At 64.0% G+C, this 21669-nt stretch carries 26 protein-coding genes and 1 riboswitch; of the genes, 20 read left to right on the forward strand and 6 right to left on the reverse strand.

The genetic code is table 11. The annotated features are described in order from the left end of the window. Nucleotides 1-188 precede the first annotated feature (188 nt). From paaA to QRN59_RS13495, 8 genes are all read left to right on the forward strand, one after another. A complete protein-coding gene (paaA, locus tag QRN59_RS13460; protein ID WP_184738604.1) occupies nucleotides 189-1184 on the forward strand; it encodes a 1,2-phenylacetyl-CoA epoxidase subunit PaaA in 996 nt (331 codons plus the stop codon). Further along, complete coding sequence (gene paaB, locus QRN59_RS13465; RefSeq protein ID WP_284983009.1) at nucleotides 1181-1501, forward strand: 1,2-phenylacetyl-CoA epoxidase subunit PaaB; 321 nt, start codon at nucleotides 1181-1183, stop codon at nucleotides 1499-1501. The genes paaA and paaB overlap by 4 nt, the downstream gene beginning before the upstream one ends. Continuing rightward, the gene (gene paaC / locus QRN59_RS13470) at nucleotides 1498-2436 is read left to right on the forward strand and encodes a 1,2-phenylacetyl-CoA epoxidase subunit PaaC (RefSeq protein WP_284983010.1); all 939 of its coding nucleotides are present in this window, start codon (nucleotides 1498-1500) and stop codon (nucleotides 2434-2436) included. The genes paaB and paaC overlap by 4 nt, the downstream gene beginning before the upstream one ends. Nucleotides 2437-2447: 11 nt before the next feature. Beyond that, a complete protein-coding gene (paaD, locus tag QRN59_RS13475; RefSeq protein ID WP_284983011.1) occupies nucleotides 2448-2987 on the forward strand; it encodes a 1,2-phenylacetyl-CoA epoxidase subunit PaaD in 540 nt (179 codons plus the stop codon). Nucleotides 2988-2997: 10 nt separating this feature from the next. Then, complete coding sequence (gene paaE / locus QRN59_RS13480) at nucleotides 2998-4233, forward strand: 1,2-phenylacetyl-CoA epoxidase subunit PaaE (RefSeq protein WP_284983012.1); 1236 nt, start codon at nucleotides 2998-3000, stop codon at nucleotides 4231-4233. A gap of 11 nt (nucleotides 4234-4244) precedes the next feature. Further along, nucleotides 4245-5024: an enoyl-CoA hydratase/isomerase family protein gene (locus QRN59_RS13485; RefSeq protein WP_284983013.1), complete on the forward strand. Its 780-nt coding sequence runs from the start codon at nucleotides 4245-4247 to the stop codon at nucleotides 5022-5024. 94 nt (nucleotides 5025-5118) lie between these two features. Beyond that, nucleotides 5119-5442 carry a PadR family transcriptional regulator gene (locus tag QRN59_RS13490; protein WP_284983014.1) on the forward strand — a complete coding sequence of 108 codons (324 nt, stop codon included), beginning with the start codon at nucleotides 5119-5121 and terminating at the stop codon, nucleotides 5440-5442. Beyond that, nucleotides 5391-6221 (forward strand): permease prefix domain 1-containing protein, encoded by an 831-nt coding sequence (locus QRN59_RS13495; protein ID WP_284983015.1) that lies wholly within the window; start codon nucleotides 5391-5393, stop codon nucleotides 6219-6221. The genes QRN59_RS13490 and QRN59_RS13495 overlap by 52 nt, the downstream gene beginning before the upstream one ends. A 205-nt stretch (nucleotides 6222-6426) precedes the next feature. Here the strand turns inward: QRN59_RS13495 and QRN59_RS13500 are convergent, their stop codons facing one another. Next, nucleotides 6427-7983 (reverse strand): HNH endonuclease, encoded by a 1557-nt coding sequence (locus QRN59_RS13500; protein ID WP_284983016.1) that lies wholly within the window; start codon nucleotides 7981-7983, stop codon nucleotides 6427-6429. A gap of 204 nt (nucleotides 7984-8187) precedes the next feature. On the opposite strand from QRN59_RS13500, the gene QRN59_RS13505 reads away from it, so the two are divergent. The 3 genes from QRN59_RS13505 to QRN59_RS13515 all read left to right on the forward strand — a co-directional run bounded on the left by QRN59_RS13505 (nucleotide 8188) and on the right by QRN59_RS13515 (nucleotide 10192). After that, on the forward strand, nucleotides 8188-8829 hold the full coding sequence (locus tag QRN59_RS13505; protein ID WP_284983017.1) for a cation diffusion facilitator family transporter: 642 nt from the start codon (nucleotides 8188-8190) through the stop codon (nucleotides 8827-8829). Further along, complete coding sequence (locus QRN59_RS13510; protein ID WP_284983018.1) at nucleotides 8826-9500, forward strand: hypothetical protein; 675 nt, start codon at nucleotides 8826-8828, stop codon at nucleotides 9498-9500. The genes QRN59_RS13505 and QRN59_RS13510 overlap by 4 nt, the downstream gene beginning before the upstream one ends. A gap of 461 nt (nucleotides 9501-9961) precedes the next feature. Continuing rightward, nucleotides 9962-10192, forward strand: a complete 231-nt coding sequence (locus QRN59_RS13515) for a hypothetical protein (protein WP_284983019.1) — start codon at nucleotides 9962-9964, stop codon at nucleotides 10190-10192. Here QRN59_RS13515 and QRN59_RS13520 read toward each other — a convergent pair. Beyond that, complete coding sequence (locus QRN59_RS13520; protein WP_284983020.1) at nucleotides 10177-10692, reverse strand: DUF2127 domain-containing protein; 516 nt, start codon at nucleotides 10690-10692, stop codon at nucleotides 10177-10179. The two genes, QRN59_RS13515 and QRN59_RS13520, sit on opposite strands and share 16 nt — an antisense overlap. Nucleotides 10693-10813: 121 nt before the next feature. Between QRN59_RS13520 and QRN59_RS13525 the strand changes: the two genes are divergently transcribed. The 3 genes from QRN59_RS13525 to QRN59_RS13535 are packed head-to-tail and all read left to right on the forward strand — an operon-like array spanning nucleotide 10814 to nucleotide 13247. Next, nucleotides 10814-11734, forward strand: coding sequence for an ABC transporter ATP-binding protein (locus QRN59_RS13525; RefSeq protein WP_284983021.1), 921 nt, complete (start codon nucleotides 10814-10816; stop codon nucleotides 11732-11734). Further along, nucleotides 11731-12540 (forward strand): DUF2705 family protein, encoded by an 810-nt coding sequence (locus QRN59_RS13530; RefSeq protein WP_284983022.1) that lies wholly within the window; start codon nucleotides 11731-11733, stop codon nucleotides 12538-12540. The genes QRN59_RS13525 and QRN59_RS13530 overlap by 4 nt, the downstream gene beginning before the upstream one ends. After that, complete coding sequence (locus QRN59_RS13535; RefSeq protein ID WP_284983023.1) at nucleotides 12537-13247, forward strand: hypothetical protein; 711 nt, start codon at nucleotides 12537-12539, stop codon at nucleotides 13245-13247. The genes QRN59_RS13530 and QRN59_RS13535 overlap by 4 nt, the downstream gene beginning before the upstream one ends. 58 nt (nucleotides 13248-13305) lie before the next feature. On the opposite strand, the gene QRN59_RS13540 is transcribed toward QRN59_RS13535, so the two are convergent. Further along, nucleotides 13306-13671: an ArsR/SmtB family transcription factor gene (locus QRN59_RS13540; protein WP_284983024.1), complete on the reverse strand. Its 366-nt coding sequence runs from the start codon at nucleotides 13669-13671 to the stop codon at nucleotides 13306-13308. A gap of 47 nt (nucleotides 13672-13718) precedes the next feature. Beyond that, nucleotides 13719-13893: riboswitch (M-box (ykoK) riboswitch) on the forward strand. Between the two features lie 244 nt (nucleotides 13894-14137). Here QRN59_RS13540 and QRN59_RS13545 point away from each other — a divergent pair. The 6 genes from QRN59_RS13545 to galU all read left to right on the forward strand — a co-directional run bounded on the left by QRN59_RS13545 (nucleotide 14138) and on the right by galU (nucleotide 19547). After that, the gene (locus QRN59_RS13545; protein WP_284983025.1) at nucleotides 14138-15775 is read left to right on the forward strand and encodes an NRAMP family divalent metal transporter; all 1638 of its coding nucleotides are present in this window, start codon (nucleotides 14138-14140) and stop codon (nucleotides 15773-15775) included. Nucleotides 15776-15932: 157 nt separating this feature from the next. Next, nucleotides 15933-16439, forward strand: a complete 507-nt coding sequence (locus QRN59_RS13550) for an LCP family glycopolymer transferase (RefSeq protein WP_284983026.1) — start codon at nucleotides 15933-15935, stop codon at nucleotides 16437-16439. Then, nucleotides 16414-17226, forward strand: coding sequence for an LCP family protein (locus tag QRN59_RS13555; protein WP_284983027.1), 813 nt, complete (start codon nucleotides 16414-16416; stop codon nucleotides 17224-17226). Before QRN59_RS13550 ends, QRN59_RS13555 begins: the two co-directional genes overlap by 26 nt. Before the next feature lie 294 nt (nucleotides 17227-17520). Next, nucleotides 17521-17916: a hypothetical protein gene (locus tag QRN59_RS13560; protein WP_284983028.1), complete on the forward strand. Its 396-nt coding sequence runs from the start codon at nucleotides 17521-17523 to the stop codon at nucleotides 17914-17916. Between the two features lie 187 nt (nucleotides 17917-18103). After that, nucleotides 18104-18580 (forward strand): carboxymuconolactone decarboxylase family protein, encoded by a 477-nt coding sequence (locus tag QRN59_RS13565; RefSeq protein WP_284983030.1) that lies wholly within the window; start codon nucleotides 18104-18106, stop codon nucleotides 18578-18580. Between the two features lie 76 nt (nucleotides 18581-18656). Beyond that, entirely contained in the window at nucleotides 18657-19547 is an 891-nt protein-coding gene (gene galU / locus QRN59_RS13570) for a UTP--glucose-1-phosphate uridylyltransferase GalU (RefSeq protein ID WP_284983031.1), read from the forward strand. Here galU and QRN59_RS13575 read toward each other — a convergent pair. The 3 genes from QRN59_RS13575 to QRN59_RS13585 form a co-directional block, all read right to left on the reverse strand. Beyond that, the gene (locus QRN59_RS13575) at nucleotides 19544-20146 is read right to left on the reverse strand and encodes an arsenate reductase/protein-tyrosine-phosphatase family protein (protein WP_284983032.1); all 603 of its coding nucleotides are present in this window, start codon (nucleotides 20144-20146) and stop codon (nucleotides 19544-19546) included. The genes galU and QRN59_RS13575 overlap by 4 nt on opposite strands. 80 nt (nucleotides 20147-20226) lie before the next feature. After that, nucleotides 20227-20679, reverse strand: a complete 453-nt coding sequence (locus QRN59_RS13580; RefSeq protein WP_284983033.1) for a VanZ family protein — start codon at nucleotides 20677-20679, stop codon at nucleotides 20227-20229. Between the two features lie 243 nt (nucleotides 20680-20922). Next, a complete protein-coding gene (locus QRN59_RS13585) occupies nucleotides 20923-21537 on the reverse strand; it encodes an LPXTG cell wall anchor domain-containing protein (protein WP_284983034.1) in 615 nt (204 codons plus the stop codon). Between the last annotated feature and the right edge of the window lie 132 nt (nucleotides 21538-21669).

A 21669-nucleotide genomic window follows, 5' to 3' on the forward strand; every position in this document is an offset into this window, starting at 1 on the left:
CCGCGCCGCCCCGCCCGCCCCGACCGCCCCGCCCCGACCGCCCGCCCGCCCCGACTGCCCGCCCCGACCCGCCCGCACCGACCCGCCCGCCCCGACCCACCCCGCGCCGCCGCCAACCCGAACGCTTGACGCATCTCGCGCCTTCCGCATATTCTGAACGAACGGTCGGTAAATATTTAGGAGCAACCATGGCATCGCAGAATCTGCAGTCTGTGCCCGCTGAGCTGTCCCCCGAAGAGCTTGAGCGGGAACAGGCCGGTCAGGCGTACTTTGACCGCATCATCTCCGAGGACTCGCGCATCGAACCCCGCGACTGGATGCCGGAGGCCTACCGCAAGACGCTGCTCCGCCAGATCTCGCAGCACGCGCACTCGGAGATCATCGGTATGCAGCCGGAAGCCAACTGGATCACCAGGGCTCCGAGCCTCAAGCGCAAGGCCATCCTGATGGCGAAGGTGCAGGACGAAGCAGGCCACGGCCTGTACCTCTACTCGGCCGCGGAAACCCTCGGCCAAAGCAGGGACAAGATGACCAGCGACTTGATCGCCGGAAAGGCCCGCTACTCGTCTATCTTCAACTACCCCGCGATTTCCTGGGCCGACATGGGCGCAATCGGCTGGCTCGTCGACGGTGCCGCTATCTGCAACCAGGTTCCCCTGTGCCGCGCCTCCTACGGCCCCTACGGACGCGCAATGGTGCGCATCTGCAAGGAAGAGTCGTTCCATCAGCGCCAGGGTTTCGAGATCCTCCTTGAACTGTCGAACGGCACGCCCGCCCAGAAGCAGATGGCCCAGGACGCAGTCAACCGCTGGTACGCGCCGGCGCTGATGATGTTTGGCCCGCCGGACGACGATTCACCCAACTCCAAGCAGTCCATGGCCTGGAACATCAAGCGGTTCAGCAACGATGAGCTCCGCAGCCGCTTCGTCGGCATGATGGTGGAGCAGGTCAAGGTCCTGGGCCTCACGCTCCCGGACAAAGACATCCGTTTCAACGAAGAAACCAAGAAATGGGAGCACGGCCCCCTGGACTGGAACGAGTTCAAAGACGTTCTCGCCGGAAAGGGTCCCTGCAACGCGCAGCGGCTTGAGCGCCGCCGTGAAGCGCACGACGACGGCGCCTGGGTCCGCGAAGCGGCCGCCGAATACGCGCGCAAGCAAGCAGAAAAGGAATACGCAGCATGACAACCTCTCCGGCCAACGAAGCCAACGAACCCCACGAAACTCCCTGGAGCCTCTGGGAAGTCTTCGTCCGCTCCAGCCGCGGCCTGTCCCACGTCCACGCCGGATCCTTGCACGCACCTGACGCGGCGATGGCGCTGCGCAACGCCCGCGACCTGTACACACGTCGCAACGAAGGCGTGTCCATCTGGGTGGTTCCAGCCGATGCCATTTCCTCGAGCGACCCGGATTCCAAGGGTTCCTTCTTCGAATCTCCGCAGGGCAAGGACTACCGCCACGCGACGTACTACACCAAGAGCGAAGGCGTGAAGCACCTGTGACCGCCCCCGAAAACGAAACCCAAGACTTCGCCATCGAGGGCCACGGCGACATCTCCGTCGGCGTCAGGGGTGCAGGTGCCTCCGGAGACGGTTCCGCAAGCGCTACGCGCATCACCCCCGGGAACGCCCTGCGCCCGGAAGACATTGCCCTCGAAATCCGCAAGGGACAAGTCAAGCCGAGCGACGACGTCGCGGAATACGCTTTGCGTATCGGCGACGACGGCCTGATCCTCGCCCAGCGCCTGGGCCACTGGATCTCCCGCGCCCCCGAGCTCGAAGAGGACGTCGCCTTGGGCAACATCGCCCTCGATCAGCTCGGCCACGCCCGTTCCTTCCTCACCTACGCCGGTGCGGCGTGGGACAAGTCCGAGGACGATCTGGCGTACTTCCGCCGCGAGCACGAGTTCCGTTCCGCCCACCTGTTCGAGCAGCCGAACGGTGACTTCGCCGTCACCATCGCCCGGCAGTTCATCGTGAGCTACTACCAGTTCGAACTCTACAAGCGGCTGACCGGATCCACGGATGCCACCATCGCGGCCATCGCGGCGAAGGCCCTCAAAGAGGTCGACTACCACCGCGACCACAGCGCCCAATGGGTCCTCAGGCTTGCCGGCGGCACGGAAGAGTCCCGCCGTCGTATCGTCCAGGCTTTCAAGCTCGTCTGGCCGTACGTGGAGGAACTCTTCGAAGACGACGAGCTCACGGCCCGCCTCGCGGAAAGCGGAGCAGGCGTTCAGCCGTCCAGTCTCCGCGCGGACTTCGACCAGCTCACAGGCGCGATCCTGAGCGAAGCCGGCCTCGATGAGGAACTGAACCTCGAGCGCATCCCGCAATCCTTGGGTGGCGGCCGCCAGGGCAAGCATTCCGAGCACTTGGGTTACCTGCTCGCCGAGATGCAGGTGCTTGCCCGCGAACATCCCGGCGCAAGCTGGTGACGGTGGTGGACATGTTCGTTCAGGACACAAGCGCCAGGACCAAGCAAACCGCCGAGCAGAAGGCCTGGGGGATTGCGGCCACGGTCTGCGATCCGGAGATTCCCGTCCTCACCATTGAGGATCTGGGGATTCTCCGTAACGTCCAACTGTTCGACGACGGCGGGCTGGTCCCCGCGGTCCAGGTCACCATCACGCCGACCTACTCGGGTTGCCCCGCGATGGACGCCATCCGCGACGACCTCAAGACCGCGTTCCACAAAGAGGGCTACCCGAGCGTCTACGTCGAGCTCGTCCTGGCCCCGGCGTGGACCACGGACTGGATGACCGAGCACGGCAAGGCCAAGCTGCAGGAATACGGCATCGCGCCACCGAGCGGCAGGGCGGCGGCCGGAGGCCATGCCGGCAAAGTCCGGCTCAACCTCGCTGTGAAATGCCCCCAGTGTTCTTCGCTGAACACCAAGGAACTCACCCGCTTTGGTTCCACCTCGTGCAAGGCGCTCTTCGTCTGCCAGGACTGCAAGGAACCGTTCGACTACTTCAAAGTCCTGTAAGGAATCCGATATGCCCGTTGTCCGCCAGACCGCAGCCGAACAAGCGCAGGCCACCGGCCGCCGTCGTGCGTCTTTCCATTCCCTCAGTGTTTCGGAAGTCCGCCGCCTGACTGAAGACGCCATCGAGGTGACGTTCGATGTTCCGGCCGAGCTCGCCGGCCAGTACGACTACCTTCCCGGCCAGTACGTGGCCCTGCGAACCACGCTTCCTGATGAGAGCGGCGAGCCGCACGAGGTCCGCCGCAGCTACTCCATCTGCGCAGAGCCTCGCAGCTTCGCGGACGGCAGCAGCGAGATCCGCGTGGCCATCAAGAAGGACCTGGGCGGCATCTTCTCGACGTGGGCGAACGCGGAACTCAAAGCCGGCGACACCTTGGACGTCATGAGCCCCATGGGCGCGTTCATTTCCAAGCATGGCAAGGACGGCAAGACTGTCCAGCAGAATGTCATGAACTCCATGAACAATCCGGAGGACATGGCGGGGGAGTTCGGCGACGCCGGATCGTTCGTGGCCATCGCGGCCGGTTCGGGCATCACCCCGGTGATTGCGATCGCCCGCACGCTGCTGGCCGCGAACCCGGAGACGCGCTTCGACCTGATCTACGCCAACAAGGCCGCGATGGACGTCATGTTCCTCGAGGAATTGGCGGACCTGAAGGACAAGTACCCGTCGCGCTTGGCCCTGCACCATGTGTTGTCGCGCGAGCAGCGCATCGCACCCCTCATGACGGGCCGTATCGACGCCGAGAAGCTCCAGCAACTGCTGGGCACCGCCATCCACGCGCAGGACGTGGACGAATGGTTCCTGTGCGGGCCGTTCGAGCTGGTCCAGCTGTGCCGGGATACCCTTGCTGCCCGCGGCGTTGAGCCCGAACACGTCCGCTTTGAACTCTTCACCACCGGCCGCCCGGACCGCCCCGAGGGCAATGCCGGCCGTCCCGTTGTGGAGGACGAGTCGAAGGACACGTTCAAGATCACCTTCAAGCTGGATGGTTTGACCGGCGATGTCGCCAGCCCCACCCACGCGCGGGAATCCATCCTCAACGCGGCGTTGCGCGTCCGCCCGGATGTTCCGTTCGCCTGCGCCGGTGGCGTTTGCGGCACGTGCCGCGCCAAACTGGTCTCGGGGACGGTCAGCATGGACGAGAACTACGCCTTGGAGCAGGATGAGTTGGACAAGGGCTACGTGCTGACGTGCCAGTCCCACCCCACCAGTGAATCCGTCACGGTCGATTTCGACGTCTAAGGAATATACGAATGATCGAGCTCTCCATCGCCAACGGCATCGCCGAAATTGTCCTTAATGCCCCGGAAAAGCTGAACTCTCTTGACGAAGCAGCGCTTGCGGAACTGGATAGAGCGTACGACGACGCCGCTGCCGCCGCCTCCCGCGGGATGGTGCGGGCGCTGCTCCTCCGCGGAGAGGGCCGCGCCTTTTGCGCGGGACGCGACATTGCCGGTGTGACGCCGGAGAGCGACGACGCGAAGGCGTACTTGAACGGGCTCGTGGAGCCACTGCTCAAGAAGATGGCAGCCTTCCCCGCCCCGACGTTCGCCGCAGCGCATGGCGCGTGCCTCGGCGTCGGGCTCGGCCTGTTGCTCGCGACGGACGTGGTGTACGTGGCGGAGAACGCCAAGTTCGGTTCGCCGTTCGCCAAGCTGGGCGCCACCTTGGACTCGGGCGGGCACTGGTACTTCACGGAGCGACTGGGCATGCACCGGACCTTGGACCTGATCTACACCGCGGACCTGATCAGCGGCGCCGAGGCCGTGGCGCAGGGAATGTTCAGCCGGGTCATGCCGGACAGCGCCTTGCTGGAAGCCACGCGGATCATCGTCGAGCGGGTGGCGGCGGGTGCCACCGGTGCGTTTACGGCCAGCAAGGAGCTCGTGGCCCATATCCGCGATGAGCGCCTGGGCTTGTGGGCCGCCATGTCCGAAGAGAACGACGAGCAGGCCCGGCTCTGCAAGACCGAGGACTACGCCGAAGGCTTCCGGGCGTTCCAGGAGAAGCGGGCGCCCGTCTTCAAGGGGTAGTGCGTCCCGGGGGGTACTCGCCCAAATTCCAGCCGCGGATAACCTGGTCGTTTGATCTTGTCAGGGCAACGTCCCATACCTAGACTCTCTAGGTATGGGACGAAGTTCAGTGAACGGACAGCTTGACCTTTTGCTGCTTGGCTCGCTCGGTGCGGGCGAGGCACACGGCTACGCGCTTATCGCGCGCATTCACGAGCGCAGCGGAGCGCGGCTCGAGCTTCAGGAGGGCTCGGTCTACCCCGCGTTGCACAAGCTCGAGGCGGCGGGGTGCGTCTCGAGTCGTTGGGCGGACGATGCCGGCGGCCGCCGAAGAGTCTATGCGATCACCGGCGCCGGGCACGCCGAGCTTGCCCGCATGGTGGAGGAATGGAAAGGCTTCTCGACGGCGGTGCAGGGCGTTCTTGGGGCGGCGTCGTGAACGCGGGGAGCGGGGCCGGGGCCGAAGAGGGGCCCATCGATGCATACCTCGACGAGCTCTTCGTGGCCGCGCGTGACGGCGATCCCGCTGCCGCGCGCAGGCTCCTCGCTGAGACCGAGGCGCATCTGCGCGAATGCGCCGCCCGGCTGCGTGGGCAGGGCCTGGACCCGGAGGACGCCGAGCGCGAGGCTGTCCGCCGCTTCGGACCGGTCGGCACCGTGACGCCGGTCCTGCGCCCGGCCCTTCGAGACCTCGCCCGGCTGCCGTTGCGCGCGTTCTTGCGCCCCTTGGTCGGGCTCGCGGCTGTTGGCGCGATCGCCGTCGGCGTGAGCGGCGCCATATCGGAGCTGTTCGGCCGGATCTGGGGCGCGGGCTTCGTGGCCGGCGATCTCCCCGGCGTCGCCTACACGGCCGCCAGGTGCGCGGTCCTTCAGGCACCTTATGCTGGCCTCGACTGTGCCCAGGCCGCGGCGGAGCACCACTGGGGCGAGGTCGTCGAATATCGCGTGGTTTTTGGTGTGCTGGGCTTTGTCCTTCTGCTCGTATGGCGGCTCCTGCCCCGTGAAGCCCAGCTTCCGGCGGGGCTCGCGCCGTCGCTCGCAGCCGCGGCTTTCCTGCTCGCCGCCGCGGCGACCGGCGTCCAGGCACTCAACGCCGCCGTCCAAGGCTGGCAGGGCACGGGGGCATGGCTGAGCGCCGTCGTCGTCGCTTTGCCGCTCGCCGTCGTGTTCGCGGTAGCCGCCCTGCGCAGCATGCGGATGAAGCCCGCGGGTTCATAAGTCCGCACGGCGGCGGTGGACACCACCGAGCCGAGGCACTCTTCCGGGCCGGCGGGTAGAGGAACGCCGTGGTGGTCCAGCCCGGACAGTCCGCAGCAAACTTCGGCCGGTTAACGAGGACCCCGGAAGCCAGGGGCGCCGGGCAGCAAGCCGATCTCCGCACCCATCTGGTGACCGCCACCCTTTGAGGACGCAGCCGAATGATTCAAGCGGCCTGGAGTTCCGTGAGATGGGCGTATTTCAGCGCCTTGGCTTGGTGGCGTAGTCGCCGCCGGTGGTGTCTGGAACGCGGCGGCGCGGTGTCGGATGGCTCGGTGCCGTGTATCCCGGCTCCGGGCAGCGGCGGGGCTGTTGATTGGTAGGTATGACCGGTGGGGGTGCGGATGTCGAGGACATGCCGTGTCCCTGTGCCGGTTTGTGCTGTGCTTGTTCTTGCTGTGCTGGGTTGTGCTGTCCAGCCGGGGAGTTCTTTGGTGTAGTTGCAGGCTTCGCAGAGCCCGGCCCCGTTGGCCAGGGTGGTGGGTCCGCCTTGGTGCCAGGGGACGATGTGGTCGAAGTGCCGGATGGGTGCGTCGCAGTAGGGGGTGCGGCAGGTGTCGTCGCGGGCCTGGATGAAGCGCCGCATGCCTGCCTGGAAGAGCCGTGCGCGGGAGTCGGCGGCGACAAGGTCCCCGGTCCCGGGGGCGGTGTAGAGGCGCCGGAGCCAAACCTTCAGGTCCTGATCCTGCCCGGCTTGGTCCTGGGCAAGTTGGCTGGCGGGTTCGTTGCTGCAGCCGGGTCCTTCGGCGAGGAGTGTCCGTGCCCAGCCTGCGGGGACGATTCCGTAGCCGGGCAGGCGTGCCGGTTCGGCATCGCCCTGGAAGAGGGTGCGGTCGGTCATCACGAGTTGGATCTCCACCCCGCTGATCCCGCCGGGGGTGCCGGTGGTGCGTTCGATGAGGGTGTCGGCCATGATCTGTCCGCGGGTGCGGGTCTCCCCTCCGGAGCGGAGGGTGTCGGCGTGCCGGGACAGGGCCGCGTGCACGGCCACCCCTTGGGCGACGGGGAGCAGGGCGGTGAGGTAGGTCATGGTGTCGGGGGCCGGGCGGAGGCTGACGTGCCGTTCCTCGGCGGCACGTACCGCGCGCTGGGTGACGGAGCGGGGATCCCGGCGGTAGGCCGCGGTCCGGGCCGCCGTGATGATGGCCTTGTCTCCGGCGCCGTCGAAGGTTCCGGTGTCGGCGGCGAGTTCCTCGTCCACGGCGCAGCGGTCTTCAGCGGACAGGCAGGCTGTTTCTTTCACGAGCAGGGTGGCGCGCCATTCGTTCAACCGTCCGGTCTCGAGGGCGGCGAGGGTGTGCGGCATTTCGGTGACGAGTGCTTTGGCGAGTCCGTGGAGCCGGGATCCGCGGGCGGGGGATTCCCGCCGGGCCAAGGCCACCTGGGCTCCGACGCCGCGGCCCTGTTCCTCGGCCGGGATGCCCAGGTCTTTCTCGGCGCTGCGTTGGGCGGCATCGAAGGCGACGGCGATCCTGGCCTGCGCCGCGGCGGCCGCGGACTTCAGGTCCTCCAGGGCGCGCAATTGGTCAATCAATTCGGCATAGTCCGTCAGCTCGGTGAGTTCGTTGCCGCCCGCCAGTTCGAAGGCAGCGGTGGCCGCGCGAAGCGAGTTCATGGCGTCGATCAGGTCGCGCAGCCGGGCGCCCGGGACGGAAACATCCGGACCCGCGCTGCCCGAACGCGCGCCTGCCCCGATCAGCTGTGTTCCCCGGTTCCCGTCCATAACCAAAGCATTCCAGAGGGGTACGACAGTATGGGTCGAAGAACAACCTTCCGCCGAAAACAAGGAAAATTAGTAGAACTTTTCGGGACAGATGTACGCGTTGTACCCGCCCGCGGGGATCAGGGGACGATCCTGCGCACCTCGATGGGCCACAGCCTTGCACTCCGAGCCTGCCGGCAGTCCCCTGATGGTTACCCTGAAGGGGTGACTCGTACTCGTCGGCTGAGCGTCGTTCTGATTTTGAACCTTGCACTGGTGGCCGGGTTGCTTGTTGTGGGAATCTCGGCGAACTCGCTGGGCGTGCTCGCAGAAGGCGCTGACTACCTGGCCGATGCTGCCGCCATCGGGGTGTCCTTGTTGGCCGTCCGGGTGTCCAAGCTGCCGCCGACCGCTCAGCGTCCGCAGGGATATCCGATGGCCACGACGTGGGCCGCAGGGGTCAACGCCGGCTGGTTGCTCGTCTTGAGCGTCGCGATTCTGGCCGGCGCGGCTGGACGCCTCCTCACCGGTACCAGTGAGGTTCACGGACTGCCGGTGCTCATCGTCAGCGGGATTGCCGCCGTCGTGATGTTCGCGGGCGCCCTTATCCTCGGCGGTGACGGCAGCAACAAAGCCGGCGGCGATCTGAACATGCGCGCCGTCCTTCTTGATACCGCCGGCGATGCCGCGGCTGCGGCCGGAGTCGCACTGGCCGGTGCCGTCATCTTTGTGACGAAGGGCCTTTACTGGCTTGATCCTGTGGTCGCGGCGATCATTGCCGTTGTGGTGGCATATCACGCGATCCGGTTGCTCATCGAGATCTTCCAGACCCTGCGGGCGCATCGACGCAGCACCTCGCGGCCATGAGCGTCCCGGCAATGCACGGGACCGAGCGTCTGTTGCGGGTGCTCGTGGTGACCGCGATCGTTGGCGGCCCGTTAGGGTACGTCGTCGGCGGGCTGCTCGCCCCGGCCGTCCACGCCTCCGGAGCGTCAACTATTGAGTCGAACGCAGCAGCTAACCCGGTCACTAACGCCGTGCATTTGGCAGCATTCGTGGCCGCTTCATTCCTGCTCCCCGTTGGAGCTGCCGGGCTCGCCTATCTCTGTTACCACCGCATGCCGTGGCTCGCCACGATCGGTGGGTTGCTTGGCGTGGTGGGCTGGCTGCCGTTCTCGGCCTTGGCGGCGTTGGACGATCTCGCCAGCACGATGGCCCAGGGTCCGGATCAGGGTTCTTACGCTGCGTTGTTGGATCGGTTCACCAATGACGAGGTCATGAACACCTACCTCGTGGTCTACGTGGTCGGTCACCTGGCGGCCTATGTGTTGTTCGGAATCGGGCTGTACCGGGCGGGGGCCATCCCACTTTGGGCGGCGTGGGCGATGATCGCCAGTAGCCCTCTCACGATCGCGGCGTTCGCTTTCCACGGCGGCGGGCGCACCGCCGTCGGTGTTGTTGCGCTGATCTTGTTGCTGATCGGCAGCTTGCCTGCAGCTCGAGCGATGGCTGTTCCGCGCAGCACCTCCGGGGTCTGAGGGGTTGGCGGGCTTCCGGGTTTCGTGCTCGGAAAGACCGGGGCCGGTACTAAGTAATGTACGGGCCGAACTCTGCCTCAGTGTCGCGCTTTCTCCCTGGGAATAGGGCGCGTCCTGCTTCGTCAATGGCGATTGCGGGGATCAGTACGAGGCCCACGGCGATGGACAGCATGGTCCACCCCGCATCTTGCAGGACATCTTTCGGTGACCGCTTTGGGGGTTCTGGCCGCCTTGGGCCTCCATGCATGAGGGTGATCATGGTTTGAGGGTAGGGACCAGCATGGCGTGGCGCTTGAGTGGTAACTACTTGAAAAGATGCGCCAGAAACCACCCGCTGACCTGTTTTTGCTCTAAACTAATGCCCAACCGATGACAGTAAGCATGCTTAGTGTCTGCCATCCGTGAGGAGCAAGAGAAAGAACGAGCTCAGTCGAACGGTTTCCTGCCTGGAGGAGGCGCACGTGGAGAACTTTCCCTGGATCATCATCATGCTGGTCCCGTCTCTGGGATTCTTTCTCTTTTTGATCTACGCAAACATTCGCCAATCCCGCAGGCCAGAGGCTCGCGGACTGCCGCCTACCGAACCCATCCCGCCCCGTTCCAGGAACGGCCGGAGAAAAAACATCACCTACATCGTCGTCGATGAGAACCGGCGGCGCCCGCGCGCGGACGAGCCTCAGCCAGTGGACTGAGGTGCCGGAGAGGCCTGTTGATTCCGCGCCTTGTGGATGCGGTATTCGCGGGCGGTGATCCAGACGATGAAGATGTCGAAGGCTGTCAGGAGGACAAGGCCCCAGGAGAAGGCGACGGCGATTCGGTAGCCCTGGTAAAGGATGAAGACCAGCAGGAACGCGATCATCCAGGGGTAGGCCCAGAGCTTGTCCTTCAGGACGGCCCAGACGAGGACAATTTTGACCAGTCCGTGGAGCAGTAGGTAGATGGCCCCGAACAGCGTCGCCGAACCTGAGAGGTTGGAGCTCAGGTGCACCAGGCTGTTCGCAAGGAAGTCGTGAGGATCCTGGGCGAGTTCGTGCTGCGTGAGGAACCGGACCAGATCTCCGATTTGCTGGGGCGTCACCACCAAAAGAAGGATGCCGCCGATCAGTTCCAGGACACCGTCCAAGCCCTTCAGGATGAGGCTCACGCGAAATGTCCGGTCGAGCAAGGAAGTTCCAGCCGGTTTCGTTTCCATCACACTTCCCTCCGCTACCTCAAGATACATTCTTTCTTATGTGGACACTGCGGGACCTCACTGCGAGGGAACGTCCATTCCCCGAAAGGAACTATTTCCATGAACCGCACGGATGTAGACCATGCCTGATCCCGCAGCAGTTTTCGCAATTGAAACACATGGCCTGAGCAAGCACTTTGGCAGGCATACCGCCGTCGATGGCGTGACCATGCGCGTGCCTGCGGGAGCCATCGCAGGTTTTATCGGTCCCAATGGGGCAGGCAAGACGACCACCATTCGCCTGCTCCTGGGGCTGGTGCGACCGGATGCTGGCAGCGCCACGGTTCTGGGCCACTCTCTTACTGAATTCGAGCGTTACCTGCCGAGCGTCGGGGCACTGGTCGAGGCTCCTGCGTTCTATCCGGGCCTCTCCGGGCGGACCAATCTGGAGGTGCTCGCCCGCCTTGGAGGCCATCCCGGGTCCCGCGTGAGCGAACTGCTGGAGGTGGTGGGACTCTCCGATCGGGCGCGTGATCGGGTCGGAACGTATTCGCTGGGCATGAAGCAACGCCTTGGGGTGGCGATGGCCCTGCTGCCCGATCCGGAGCTCCTCATTCTCGACGAGCCGGCAAATGGCCTCGATCCCCTCGGCATCATCGAGATGCGCGAGATGCTGCGCCGTTTGGCCGGCCAGAGGAAAACCATCCTGCTCAGCAGTCACTTGCTCGGCGAGTTGGAACAGCTCACCGACTGGCTGATCATGCTCAATCAGGGGAAGGCCCTGTTCTGCGGGCCGGCCCGCGAGCTGTTCGCTCAACGCGTCGAGGTAGTGGTCGAAGCCCAGGACGCGGTCCAGTTGGATCTGGTGGCCCGGATCGCGGGCGAGGCAGGCTATGCGGTCACGAGGGAGGATCAAGTCTTGCGCATCGCCTGTTCTGCCGGTTTCGCCGAGACCTTGAACCAGCAGGCCAAGGAAGCCGGCGCGCCGGACCTGACCTTCCGAGTAAGGGAAGCCAGCCTCGAGCAGCTGTTCCTGGCTTTGCTGAGAGGAGACCGTTCATGATTTCCGTGATCCGTGCGTTTCGCAGCGAATTGCTCAAGTTCCGCCGCTGGAGTGTTTTGGCGGTCGCCGGGGTGATGCTGGTGGCGAGCACCTTCATCGCATATCTGACGTTCCACCAGATCGCATCCGGAGCCACCGGCCGTGAGATGACCGGCCTGATCGCTGCGTTCCCCACACCTCAGGGATTGGTTTCGATCATTGGCCAGGCCCGTTCCCTGATCATTGCCATCGCGCTGGTGATGGTGACAGCCAATCTCGCCGCGGAATGGTCCCAAGGGACGCTGCGCAACCTGTTGGTCTGTGAGCCGCGCCGCCTGCGGTGGTTGGCGGGCAAAATGCTGGCGCTGGTGCTTTTTGTGCTGCTCTCGATGCTGCTCACCCTGCTCATGAGCGGCACCTTCATCCTTGCCGTTGCTCAAGGCCAGGGGATTCAGACGGCGGCCTGGACCTCTCCGGAGGGGCTGCAGGTCTTCCTGGCGTTCCTGGGCAATGAGGTGCTGTGCCTCATCGGGGTGAGTGCCCTGGGCATGCTCATCGCAGTGCTCACTCGTTCGGTCGCGGCCGGTGTCGGGATCGCCCTGGCCTATATCCTGGTGGTCGAAGGCATCATCGCGGTGGTTTTGCCGCAGGTCACCCAGTGGTTCCCAGGCCGGGTGTTCAACACCATCGTGGGGACCGCGGTGCCCATGGTTGGCCCGACACCTCCCCAAGGCTATCCGGCGGCCCTGGGGGCAGCGCTCCTGTGGATTGTCGGCTTCGTGGTGGTGAGCGCAGTCGTGTTCCCCCGCCAGGACATCAAGGCGTGACAGAGTGGAACACGCCCCGTCCGGAAGGTGAGCCATCCGGCGTCGTCGGCAACGAGCGCCTGACCGCCCTGATCGGGGCTGTGGTGCTGGTGCTCTCGGTGGCCGAGATCGCCACTGTTCCGACTCTGGGCAGCCTGATCGTGGCGCACTTCTTCGTTGGCGTGCTCCTGGCGGGCCCGGTCGTGGCCAAGACGGCCAGCACCGGCTGGCGATTCATTCGCTACTACTCGCGGGATCCCGCCTACCGCCGCAAGGGTCCGCCCCGGCCGCTTCTGCGCGTGATCGCTCCGCTGCTCGCCGCCTCGACGCTCACGCTGATCGGCAGCGGGATCGCCCTGGCCATCACCGGGCCTGCCCCCGAGATCCTGGTCCGGGTGCACGTTGTCAGCTTCTTGGTCTGGCTCGCCACCCTCGCAGTGCACGTCTTCGCGTACGTGAGGCGGGTACCCAGGCTAATAGCGGAGGACTGGCGCCGCCCCTTCCGCCTGAAGCACGACGACGGGGCCGCACCGGAGCCGTCGGGACGCCGGACGCGGCTGGCGGTCAACATTGCGGTGCTCGTGCTGGCTGGGATCCCTGCGGTGCTGCTTTTGCCGACTGCCGCACCATGGGAGGGGTGGCGTGGCCAGGCCGTGACCGGACCTGGGGTCCTCGCCGTCGCAGTGAGCATCGGGACCGCGGTCGCGGTGATGCTCAAGCGCCGCTAGACGGTGAAGAAGGGTTGAACCACGACGGCGGTGGGGCTCGCCATTGCGGGCTGCCGGCTCACACCTCGTCCATGACGTCAGCGTGGTGGTGGCGCGGAGTTCCGTCAAGGGAGTGTTCGGCCTGGAAGATCGCGTCGGTAACGAGTTGGCGGACGTGCTCGTTCGCGAGTCGGTAGTACACGCGGGTTCCGGCCTGCCTCGTGGTGACAACGCGTCCGAGGCGTAGCTTGGCCAGATGCTGGGATACCGATGCCTGGGATTTGTGGACTAGTTCCGCGAGTTGGTTGACGGGCAACTCGCCGTCGCGCAGCGCAAGAATGATGCGGACCCGGGTGGCGTCGGCGAGCATCGCAAAGACCTCTACGGCGAGCTCGACGTACTGGCTGTCCGGCTCACGTCCACACACTGCGTTATCTGCATCCATGCTTATATTGTTTCATACGGATAAAATGAGGTATATATGTTGAGCAAGGTGCCGTTCGTTAGCTGAGGCTCCTTCGCGGAAACATGCCAGCGACCCCCAACGTCGAGAGACGCCCCGGGTCAGGACAGGCCGCCCCGGCATTAAGGGGTGGTCCCGATTGGCTCCTGGACACAGTCCGGGTTCACGCCGCGAAGTGCCAAAGGTCTTACGAGGAGGGGCATGTGCAGGCTCCCATGCCTGCCCTCCCCGCGGCGCGTCCAACGGCAGCAGGAGGTGACGGTTCCATCATGAACGATGGTCATAAACGCAGTCTCCCGTCCCGTTTTCCGGACTCTGCTTCAGACTGCTGAAACCCTGCGCTGATTCCTTCCGGCGCGCCTGAACAACGCCCACCCATGCCAAATGGCCCGGTGAGGCTCATCCATGACTTTTTTGTGCCCGTTTCCGGGCAGAAGGCCGGTACATCATGACCGAAACCAAGACCCTGCCAACGCCCTCCGCAGCGCTCGACACAGCCCACATCGGTGACATCAAAGGCGCCTTCGGCACCATCCGCGTCAATGACGAAAAGCCGCGCTCGGGCACCAAAGCACGCCTGAAGACCCTGCTGGCGATCATAGGACCCGGACTGATCGTCATGGTCGGCGACAATGATGCCGGTGCTTTCGGTACTTACACCGAGGCCGGACAGAACTACGGAACCTCCCTGCTGTGGACTCTGCTGCTCCTGGTGCCTGTGCTGTATGTGAACCAGGAAATGGTGCTGCGCCTGGGGGTCGTCTCCGGCGTGGGACATGCCCGCCTGATCCTGGAGCGCTTCGGCAAATTTTGGGGCGCGTTCAGCGTCATTGACCTGTTCATCCTCAACGCCCTGACCATCGTCACCGAGTTCATCGGCATCAGCCTGGGCCTGGACTACCTGGGCATCCCCAAGATCCCGGGAATCCTCCTGGCCACCGCGGTGATCGTGGGCGCCGCGAGCACGGGTTCCTTCAAGCGCTTCGAGCGTGTCTGCCTGACCTTGGTGGCCGGGTCCCTGCTGCTGGTGCCGATCATCTTCATGGTCCATCCCGACGTCGGACAAGTCGCCCACGACTTCGTCGTACCCGGTATGCCCAAAGGCGCGGACCTGTCCGGGGTGACCTTGCTGATTATCGGGATCGTCGGAACCACCGTGGCGCCGTGGCAGCTGTTCTTCCAGCAGTCGTACATCATCGACAAGCGCATCACCCCGCGGTTCCTGAAGTACGAGAAGGCCGATCTCTGGCTGGGAATCACCATCGTCATCGTGGGCGCGGCGGCGATCATTTCCTTCACGGCGGCGACGTTCGCCGGCACCCCGGAGTTCGGCAACTTCACGGACGCAGGCGGTGTCGCCGTCGGCCTCGAACAGCACGTCGGAAAGGTTGCCGGTGTCTTGTTCGCCCTCGCACTGATTGATGCCTCGATCATTGGGGCCGCCGCCGTCGGGCTTTCCACCTCCTACGCGCTCGGTGACGTTTTGGGGCTCAAGCACTCCCTACACCGGAAAGTCTCCGACGCCAAAGGCTTCTACGCAGTGTTCGCCGGAGTCCTGCTCCTCTCGGCCATTGTGGTCCTGATCCCGGGCAGCCCTTTGGGACTGCTCACGGTCGGTGTCCAGGTGCTGGCCGGAGTCCTGCTTCCCTCGGCCACGGTGTTCCTTCTGCTGCTGTGCAATGACAAGCAAGTGCTGGGACCTTGGGTGAACGGGCGGTTCATGAACGTCTTCACCTCGGCCGTGATCGCGGTTCTGGTGATCCTTTCCTTGGTCCTGACCGCCGGAGTGTTGTTCCCGGACATGGGCTCGGACGCCATCCTCGGCATCCTCATCGGAGGCGCCGCCGTCTCCGCCGTCGCCGGGGTCGGGTTCCTGATCTATCGCAGGATCCACCCCGCAGCGCCGAGCCCCGATACCGTCGACCGGTCACAGCGGTCGACCTGGCGCATGCCCCCGGTTGCCCTGCTCACCGCCCCCAAACTGTCCACCGGGTACCGGATCGGTCTGACGGTCCTGCGCACCTACTTGCTGATCGCGATGATCCTGGTCATCGTCCGTGTCGTCCAGCTAGCCCTTGGCGGCTGATGGTTTCCCGCGTCTTCGAGACCATTACGTGGATGGCCGATTACAATCTGCTTACCCGCTGGTCGCGCCGCGGACCCAGCCACCACGCCAACCGCGGCGGGGACAGGAGAACTGCATGAATGATGGGCCCCATACAAGCTCTCAAGGTCCTCGCCACATGCGGCGCAAGTCCCGGCGCAAATCCATCATCCTGATCTCGGCCACGGCGGTCACGGCCGCCGTGGCCCTGGCCGCCGCCGTCGCGGTCACCTATGTGGGCGCGACAGCGGTTGCGGTCAACAACAACGTCCACCGCTCGGATGTCCTCAAGGATCTGAAAACGCTGCCCGCGGCGGTGCCGAAGCTGAGCCAGGACACGAACATCCTGGTCATGGGCCTGGACACAAGAGTTGACGAGAAGGGCAAGCCTCTTCCCCCGGAGATGTATGACGCCTTGCACGCGGGGGATGAGAATATCGGCGGTTACAACTCCAACGTCCTCATGCTCATCCACATCCCCGCGGACGGTTCCAAAGCCGCGGGCATCTCCATCCCCCGGGATGACTACGTCCAGGTCGACGGGATACCGGGAAGCGGCCCCTTCAAAGCCCAAAATCAAAGAGGCGTACGGCTACGGATTCGCGGCGGAGAAGACCTCCTTGATCAATGCGGGAAAGCCCGATGACGACGCGACGTACCAGGCGGCCCGCGACGCCGGGCGCAAAGCCGAAATAGCTACCGTGACCAAGTTCCTGGGCAGCGTCCACATCGACCACTTCCTCGAAGTCACCATGGCCGCGTTCTACCAGACGGCCCAGGCCATCGCACCCATCACCGTGTGCGTGAACAAGGCCACCCAGGACACCTTCTCCGGGGCCGACTTCAAAGCGGGCATGCAGCAGATCGATGCCAAACAGGCCATGGCATTCGTACGGCAGCGCCGTGACACCTCCGACCCGACGTACCTGTTCTCGGACCTGGACCGCGAACGCCGGCAGCAGGCCTTCATCGCCTCGGTCTCCCACCAGCTCAAAGACGCCGGGACCTTCACCGACATCGGGAAAATGCAGGGTGTCCTGGACGCGGTGAGCAAGAACATCGTGGTTGATTCGGACTTGAACCTGATCCAGCTTGCCCAGCAAGCCACGTCCCTGACCGGGGGCAACATCTCCTTCAGCACCCTGCCGATCACAGGCTTCGGCACCTCCCCGGATGGCGCCTCCATCAACACCGTGAACGTCACCCAGGTGCAGGCCACCGTGAAGGAACTCCTCACCACGGTCCCGCCGGCTCCTCCAGCTACGACGCCCCCGACGACGGCGGCCGCCTCGCCAGCGGCAGCCGCACCTCCTGCAGCACCCGCCCCTGGGGCGGCAACTCAAGCACCACCCACCCCGACAGCACCTGCGAGCAACGTCTACGCGGATTCCACCGGAGCCCTCCAGGGCGGCGCCATAGCCTGCGTCAAATAGCCGGCACCGACGGCGTCGATCAGCGCCTGTTGCGTTAGTTCATCACCGCTTTACTCGAACAATTCCGGTCGGTTTCGAGTGCCCGCCACTCTATGCTGCGCCCCGCCGAATGCTTACCCTCAGGACCGTACCCAATCGAGTTCGGCTGCGTTCACAGGAACGCAGCCTCATGCGGAAGCTACTCGCGCTTCCGAAGGTATGAAATGACTGGCGATGGAGCAAGCTATGAAGATTCTCGGAACAATTGCATTAAGCCGGAAGGCTGCATTTGCACTTTCTGCCTCAGCTGCGTTAGTGGCTGGCGGCCTAGGATTCGCCGCGCCGGCGTCCGCCTATGGCAACACGGCTGTCTATCAGATCGAATTGTCTGCCAACCTCAGCGGCCATGACGGCGGGGGCGCCTGGCTGTGGATAGAACTGGAAAGCAACCACACAGGCGACTACAAAGGCTCGGACTGTGGCCACGCAGGACAGGGCGCTGTGCCCGATTCGGGAGAGGTGACTTGGTCGGACAACGGCACTACCCTCACGATCAACGGCGTCATACTGAAAGGCTTGGGAGACTTCCCGACCACCATTACCGTGCCGGATACCTACGGTCACTACACCGGAGGCCTCACCAGCTTCCTGACCCTTCCGTTCCCCATCCCGGCAACCGTCGGGAACTCGCAGCTCCAGGTGGCTCCCTGAGCGCGGAGTATCGAGTACTGATCGCCGCCACGACTTCACCAGCTTGGTGCCCTGTATTGGTGGGGTCGTGGCGGGCCAGGGACTTCTTCTTGGCATCCGTCACCGCGCGGTTCGGGGTGGATTTCGTACCCATTTCACCCCCTTCAGCTGTCGTCGGCTAAGAGGTTCGCTCCGATAGGCTCGGCGAATGACTGAAAATACACCGCGGCTCGCAGGCTATTTGGACAAGCAACAGCCCGGACTTTATCAGGCACTGTCCGGCTATGCGGAGCAGGTCACTGCCGAGGCAGACAGGACCGGGATCCCGCGTCGCACCTTGGAGTTGTTGAACTACCGGGCTTCGCAGATCAACGGCTGCGCCTTCTGCCTGGATCTGCATCACCGCCGCGCCATCCGCTACGGCGAGACTGAGCAGCGGCTTTCCCTGGTGTCGGTGCATGGCGAGGTCGGCCTCTTTAACGAGGCCGAACAGGTGGCGCTTGAGCTGGCTGAACAGATTACGCGCATGAGCAGCGCCCGTCCGACCGCCGAGCTGTTTTCCCGCGCGAGGAAGGTCTACACCGAGGAGCAGATCAGCGTGCTGTGCATGGCATGCATCGGCATCAACGCGTTCAACCGGCTGTCCATCCTGAGCGAGCATCCGGTACGCAAGGCCCGGAGCTAGCGACTTCTTGACCCGAGAACCAGAAATCTTGCCTCGGGGATTCGCGCTTTTTGAAATCCATTCGTAGGATTTGCCTATGTCTATGGGGAGATTGGTTCGTAAAGCAGTTATTCCGGCAGCCGGATTGGGCACGCGCTTCTTGCCTGCCACCAAGGCGATGCCGAAGGAAATGTTGCCGGTAGTGGATCAACCGGCCATCCAATACGTGGTCGAGGAGGCCGTGAAGGCGGGCCTCAGCGACGTGCTGATGATTACTGGCCGCAACAAGCGCGCTCTTGAAGACCATTTCGACCGGGCACCTGATCTTGAACGCACGTTGGAGCTGAAGGGCGACGAAGCCCGTTTGGACGCCGTGCAGCATGCTTCCGGGCTTGGGCCCATCCACTATGTGCGGCAGGGCGAACCGAAGGGCTTGGGCCATGCGGTGTTGTGCGCCAAGCAGCATGTCGGTGACGAACCGTTTGCTGTGCTTTTGGGGGACGACCTGATTGACGAGAGCGAGCAGCTCCTGTCAACCATGATTGACGTTCAAGCGAAGACCGGCGGCTCGGTGATTGCTCTTATCGAGGTGGACCCGTCGCAGATCAGCGCGTATGGCTGCGCTGACATTACACCCATCGCGGGGGAAGACTACGTGCGGGTCAACAGCCTTGTCGAGAAGCCTTCTGTTGAAGAAGCCCCTTCAAACTTGGCTGTCATTGGACGCTATGTCCTGCACCCGGCTGTGTTCGATGTCCTCGAAGAGACCGGGCCCGGGCGCGGCGGCGAGATCCAGCTGACCGATGCCCTGCAGACGCTCGCGGAGGGCGAATGCGAAGGCGCGGGTGTTTACGGGGTCGTGTTCCGCGGACGTCGCTACGACACCGGAGACAAGCTCAGCTACTTGAAGGCCGTCATCACCATGGCGTCCGAGCGGGCCGAATTCGGTGAGGACCTCAAAACCTGGATGAAGGAATTCCTCGGCTAGGACGGCTGCATGCTTAGCCGTGCGTAGCGCAGAATCCTGAGGATGGCCGGAGCCAACTCGTCTTCCATCCGCAGGTACGCCTCGGCGCCTTGTTTGTAAGGGTCAGCGACGTCGTTGTCCGAGGATTTCGCCGCGAGGACGAGGTGGCGCACCGAGGAAGCCCGTGCTGGCAATTCTCGCCATAGTTGGGTGTAATCAGAGCCCGACGGCGATGCGTCGCCTCGTTCTTCAAGGGCCGTCACCATCCGTGCGAACTCCCGGATGGTGAACGTCCGCTTGAGCAGCGAGGCATCCAGTTGCAGCACTTCTCCGCGGTGGTGTGATGCCATGGTGAGTACCAGGTCCGCTTCCCTCAGGATTTTCGAGGTGAGCTGCCGGGCGGCAAAGTCATCGGGTGTTCCGCCATACGTCCGGATGATATCGGCAGACAGCGGTTGGATGGGGCTGCCCACCATGGCGCGGGTGCCGGCGCTCCGGACCTCAAAGCCGCCGGGGAGGACTTGGTCCAGGCCTGCCTGGAGCAAACGTTCGGCTACGGGGGAGCGGCAGATGTTGCCGGTGCAAACGGTCAGTATCCGAATGGGTTGGGGCGATTCCAAAGGTGTAGCTCTTTCACTAGCTGGCAGGCGCGCGTGACACCTGTGATTTACAACTTAACATGGCAGACATCGGGGGTCATTCAAGGCGTGGCGGCGCTGAATGGCAGCCGTTTCAGCACTGCCGCAAGCACCAGTCCGAGGCCGACTCCAAGGGTGTTCATGAGGATGTCCTGCACGCTTGAATACCGATGTGGCAGGAACAGCAACTGGCCGAGCTCTATCGTTCCTGATACTCCCGCACCGAGCGCCAGGAGCTGCCACCATCGCTTGCGCCGGAGGGAGAATGCAAGAAGAAGCCCTGCGGGTGCAAATAGGAGTACGTTGGCCGAGGCCTCGACGAATCCGTAGTTGATCCATTCTGGTATTCCGTTTTGGTGCAGCAAATCCAAGAGGACTGAAAGGTCGCCTGCTGCCGGCTGGTCCACTGGGGTCGGCCAAAAAGCGATGAATGCGAGTACTACGAAATAACCCAGAAGTGTCCAGTGGAGCGGTCTAACGCGGGTAAGCGATTTCTGGAAGGAGCCGGATTTCACGAGTGCCGCATCAGCGCGAAAGCAGCCACGCCGAAGGAAGCCGCGGCCAGCAGGATCAGAAAAATGACGGGCCACGCCTGACTCGGAATGGCCGGAATTCGTGGAATCGCAGGCAACTCCACTCTGAAGTGCAGCCTCTTGCGTCGCCGCCAATGTCTCCCCATGTTCATAAATTACCGTACGCACAAACAAGGAGGGGTTGTTTCCGGATTCACCGGAAACAACCCCTCCTTTGTGTTGCGATTAGGCTGCGGCGACGGTTTCGTTCTTTGCGCGGCGGCGAACCACCACTACGGAGGCCGTGCCTGCGACGAGTGCGCCAGCGCCAACCAAGCCCCACAGAATCAGGCTGGAGTCAACGCCGGTGTTAGCCAGGCCGGTACCACCGGTGTTGGCCAAGCCTGCACTGCCGGTGTTAGCGAGGCCCGCGGCCGGTGCGGCCGCAACGACGGTCGCCGTGACGGTGTGTCCAGAGGTCGCACCAACGGCGGTCAGCTGGTAGGTGCCTTCCTCGGTAAGTGTGACCGGCAGAGCGAAAGCGCCGTTGCCGTCGGCAACTGTAGTCACTTCGGTCGGAGCGAGCGAAAGCGAGCTGCCAACTGCCATGACTGCGGCACCTGCACCGGGTGCTGCCGCGCCCTGCGGCTTGCCGGGCGCTGTGATAACGATGCTGATGTGGATGGTTTCACCGTGGGCGAAGCCGGTTCCGGAGAAAGTAATGGTCGCGCCAGGTGTGACGATGGAACCTGAGACGGCGCCATGGTCGATCGGTGCCGGGTAATTAACGGCCATTGCCGGAGCCGAGCCGACGAGTGCGATGCTGCCCGCAAGCGCGAGCACTGCAAGTGTTTTCTTCAATTTGTCCCCCTGAGACCTTGGTACGTACTTGAGACCTGCTACGTAATTCATTGTGATGACATGATTTCATCCACCACGAACACGTGAACTGAAACCTGAGACCCACCCAACAGAGAAGCTATCATCCTAAGG

Source organism: Arthrobacter sp. efr-133-TYG-118 (genome assembly GCF_030209755.1).
Classification (GTDB): Bacteria; Actinomycetota; Actinomycetes; order Actinomycetales; family Micrococcaceae; genus Arthrobacter.

Coding starts and splice junctions, on each gene's coding strand:
- paaA (WP_184738604.1), top strand. CDS start 189: ATGGCATCGCAGAATCTGCAGTCTGTGCCCGCTGAGCTGTCCCCCGAA.
- paaB (WP_284983009.1), top strand. CDS start 1,181: ATGACAACCTCTCCGGCCAACGAAGCCAACGAACCCCACGAAACTCCC.
- paaD (WP_284983011.1), top strand. CDS start 2,448: ATGTTCGTTCAGGACACAAGCGCCAGGACCAAGCAAACCGCCGAGCAG.
- paaE (WP_284983012.1), top strand. CDS start 2,998: ATGCCCGTTGTCCGCCAGACCGCAGCCGAACAAGCGCAGGCCACCGGC.
- QRN59_RS13485 (WP_284983013.1), top strand. CDS start 4,245: ATGATCGAGCTCTCCATCGCCAACGGCATCGCCGAAATTGTCCTTAAT.
- QRN59_RS13490 (WP_284983014.1), top strand. CDS start 5,119: ATGGGACGAAGTTCAGTGAACGGACAGCTTGACCTTTTGCTGCTTGGC.
- QRN59_RS13495 (WP_284983015.1), top strand. CDS start 5,391: ATGGAAAGGCTTCTCGACGGCGGTGCAGGGCGTTCTTGGGGCGGCGTC.
- QRN59_RS13500 (WP_284983016.1), bottom strand. CDS start 7,983: ATGGACGGGAACCGGGGAACACAGCTGATCGGGGCAGGCGCGCGTTCG.
- QRN59_RS13510 (WP_284983018.1), top strand. CDS start 8,826: ATGAGCGTCCCGGCAATGCACGGGACCGAGCGTCTGTTGCGGGTGCTC.
- QRN59_RS13520 (WP_284983020.1), bottom strand. CDS start 10,692: ATGGAAACGAAACCGGCTGGAACTTCCTTGCTCGACCGGACATTTCGC.
- QRN59_RS13525 (WP_284983021.1), top strand. CDS start 10,814: ATGCCTGATCCCGCAGCAGTTTTCGCAATTGAAACACATGGCCTGAGC.
- QRN59_RS13530 (WP_284983022.1), top strand. CDS start 11,731: ATGATTTCCGTGATCCGTGCGTTTCGCAGCGAATTGCTCAAGTTCCGC.
- QRN59_RS13540 (WP_284983024.1), bottom strand. CDS start 13,671: ATGGATGCAGATAACGCAGTGTGTGGACGTGAGCCGGACAGCCAGTAC.
- QRN59_RS13545 (WP_284983025.1), top strand. CDS start 14,138: ATGACCGAAACCAAGACCCTGCCAACGCCCTCCGCAGCGCTCGACACA.
- QRN59_RS13550 (WP_284983026.1), top strand. CDS start 15,933: ATGCGGCGCAAGTCCCGGCGCAAATCCATCATCCTGATCTCGGCCACG.
- QRN59_RS13565 (WP_284983030.1), top strand. CDS start 18,104: ATGACTGAAAATACACCGCGGCTCGCAGGCTATTTGGACAAGCAACAG.
- galU (WP_284983031.1), top strand. CDS start 18,657: ATGTCTATGGGGAGATTGGTTCGTAAAGCAGTTATTCCGGCAGCCGGA.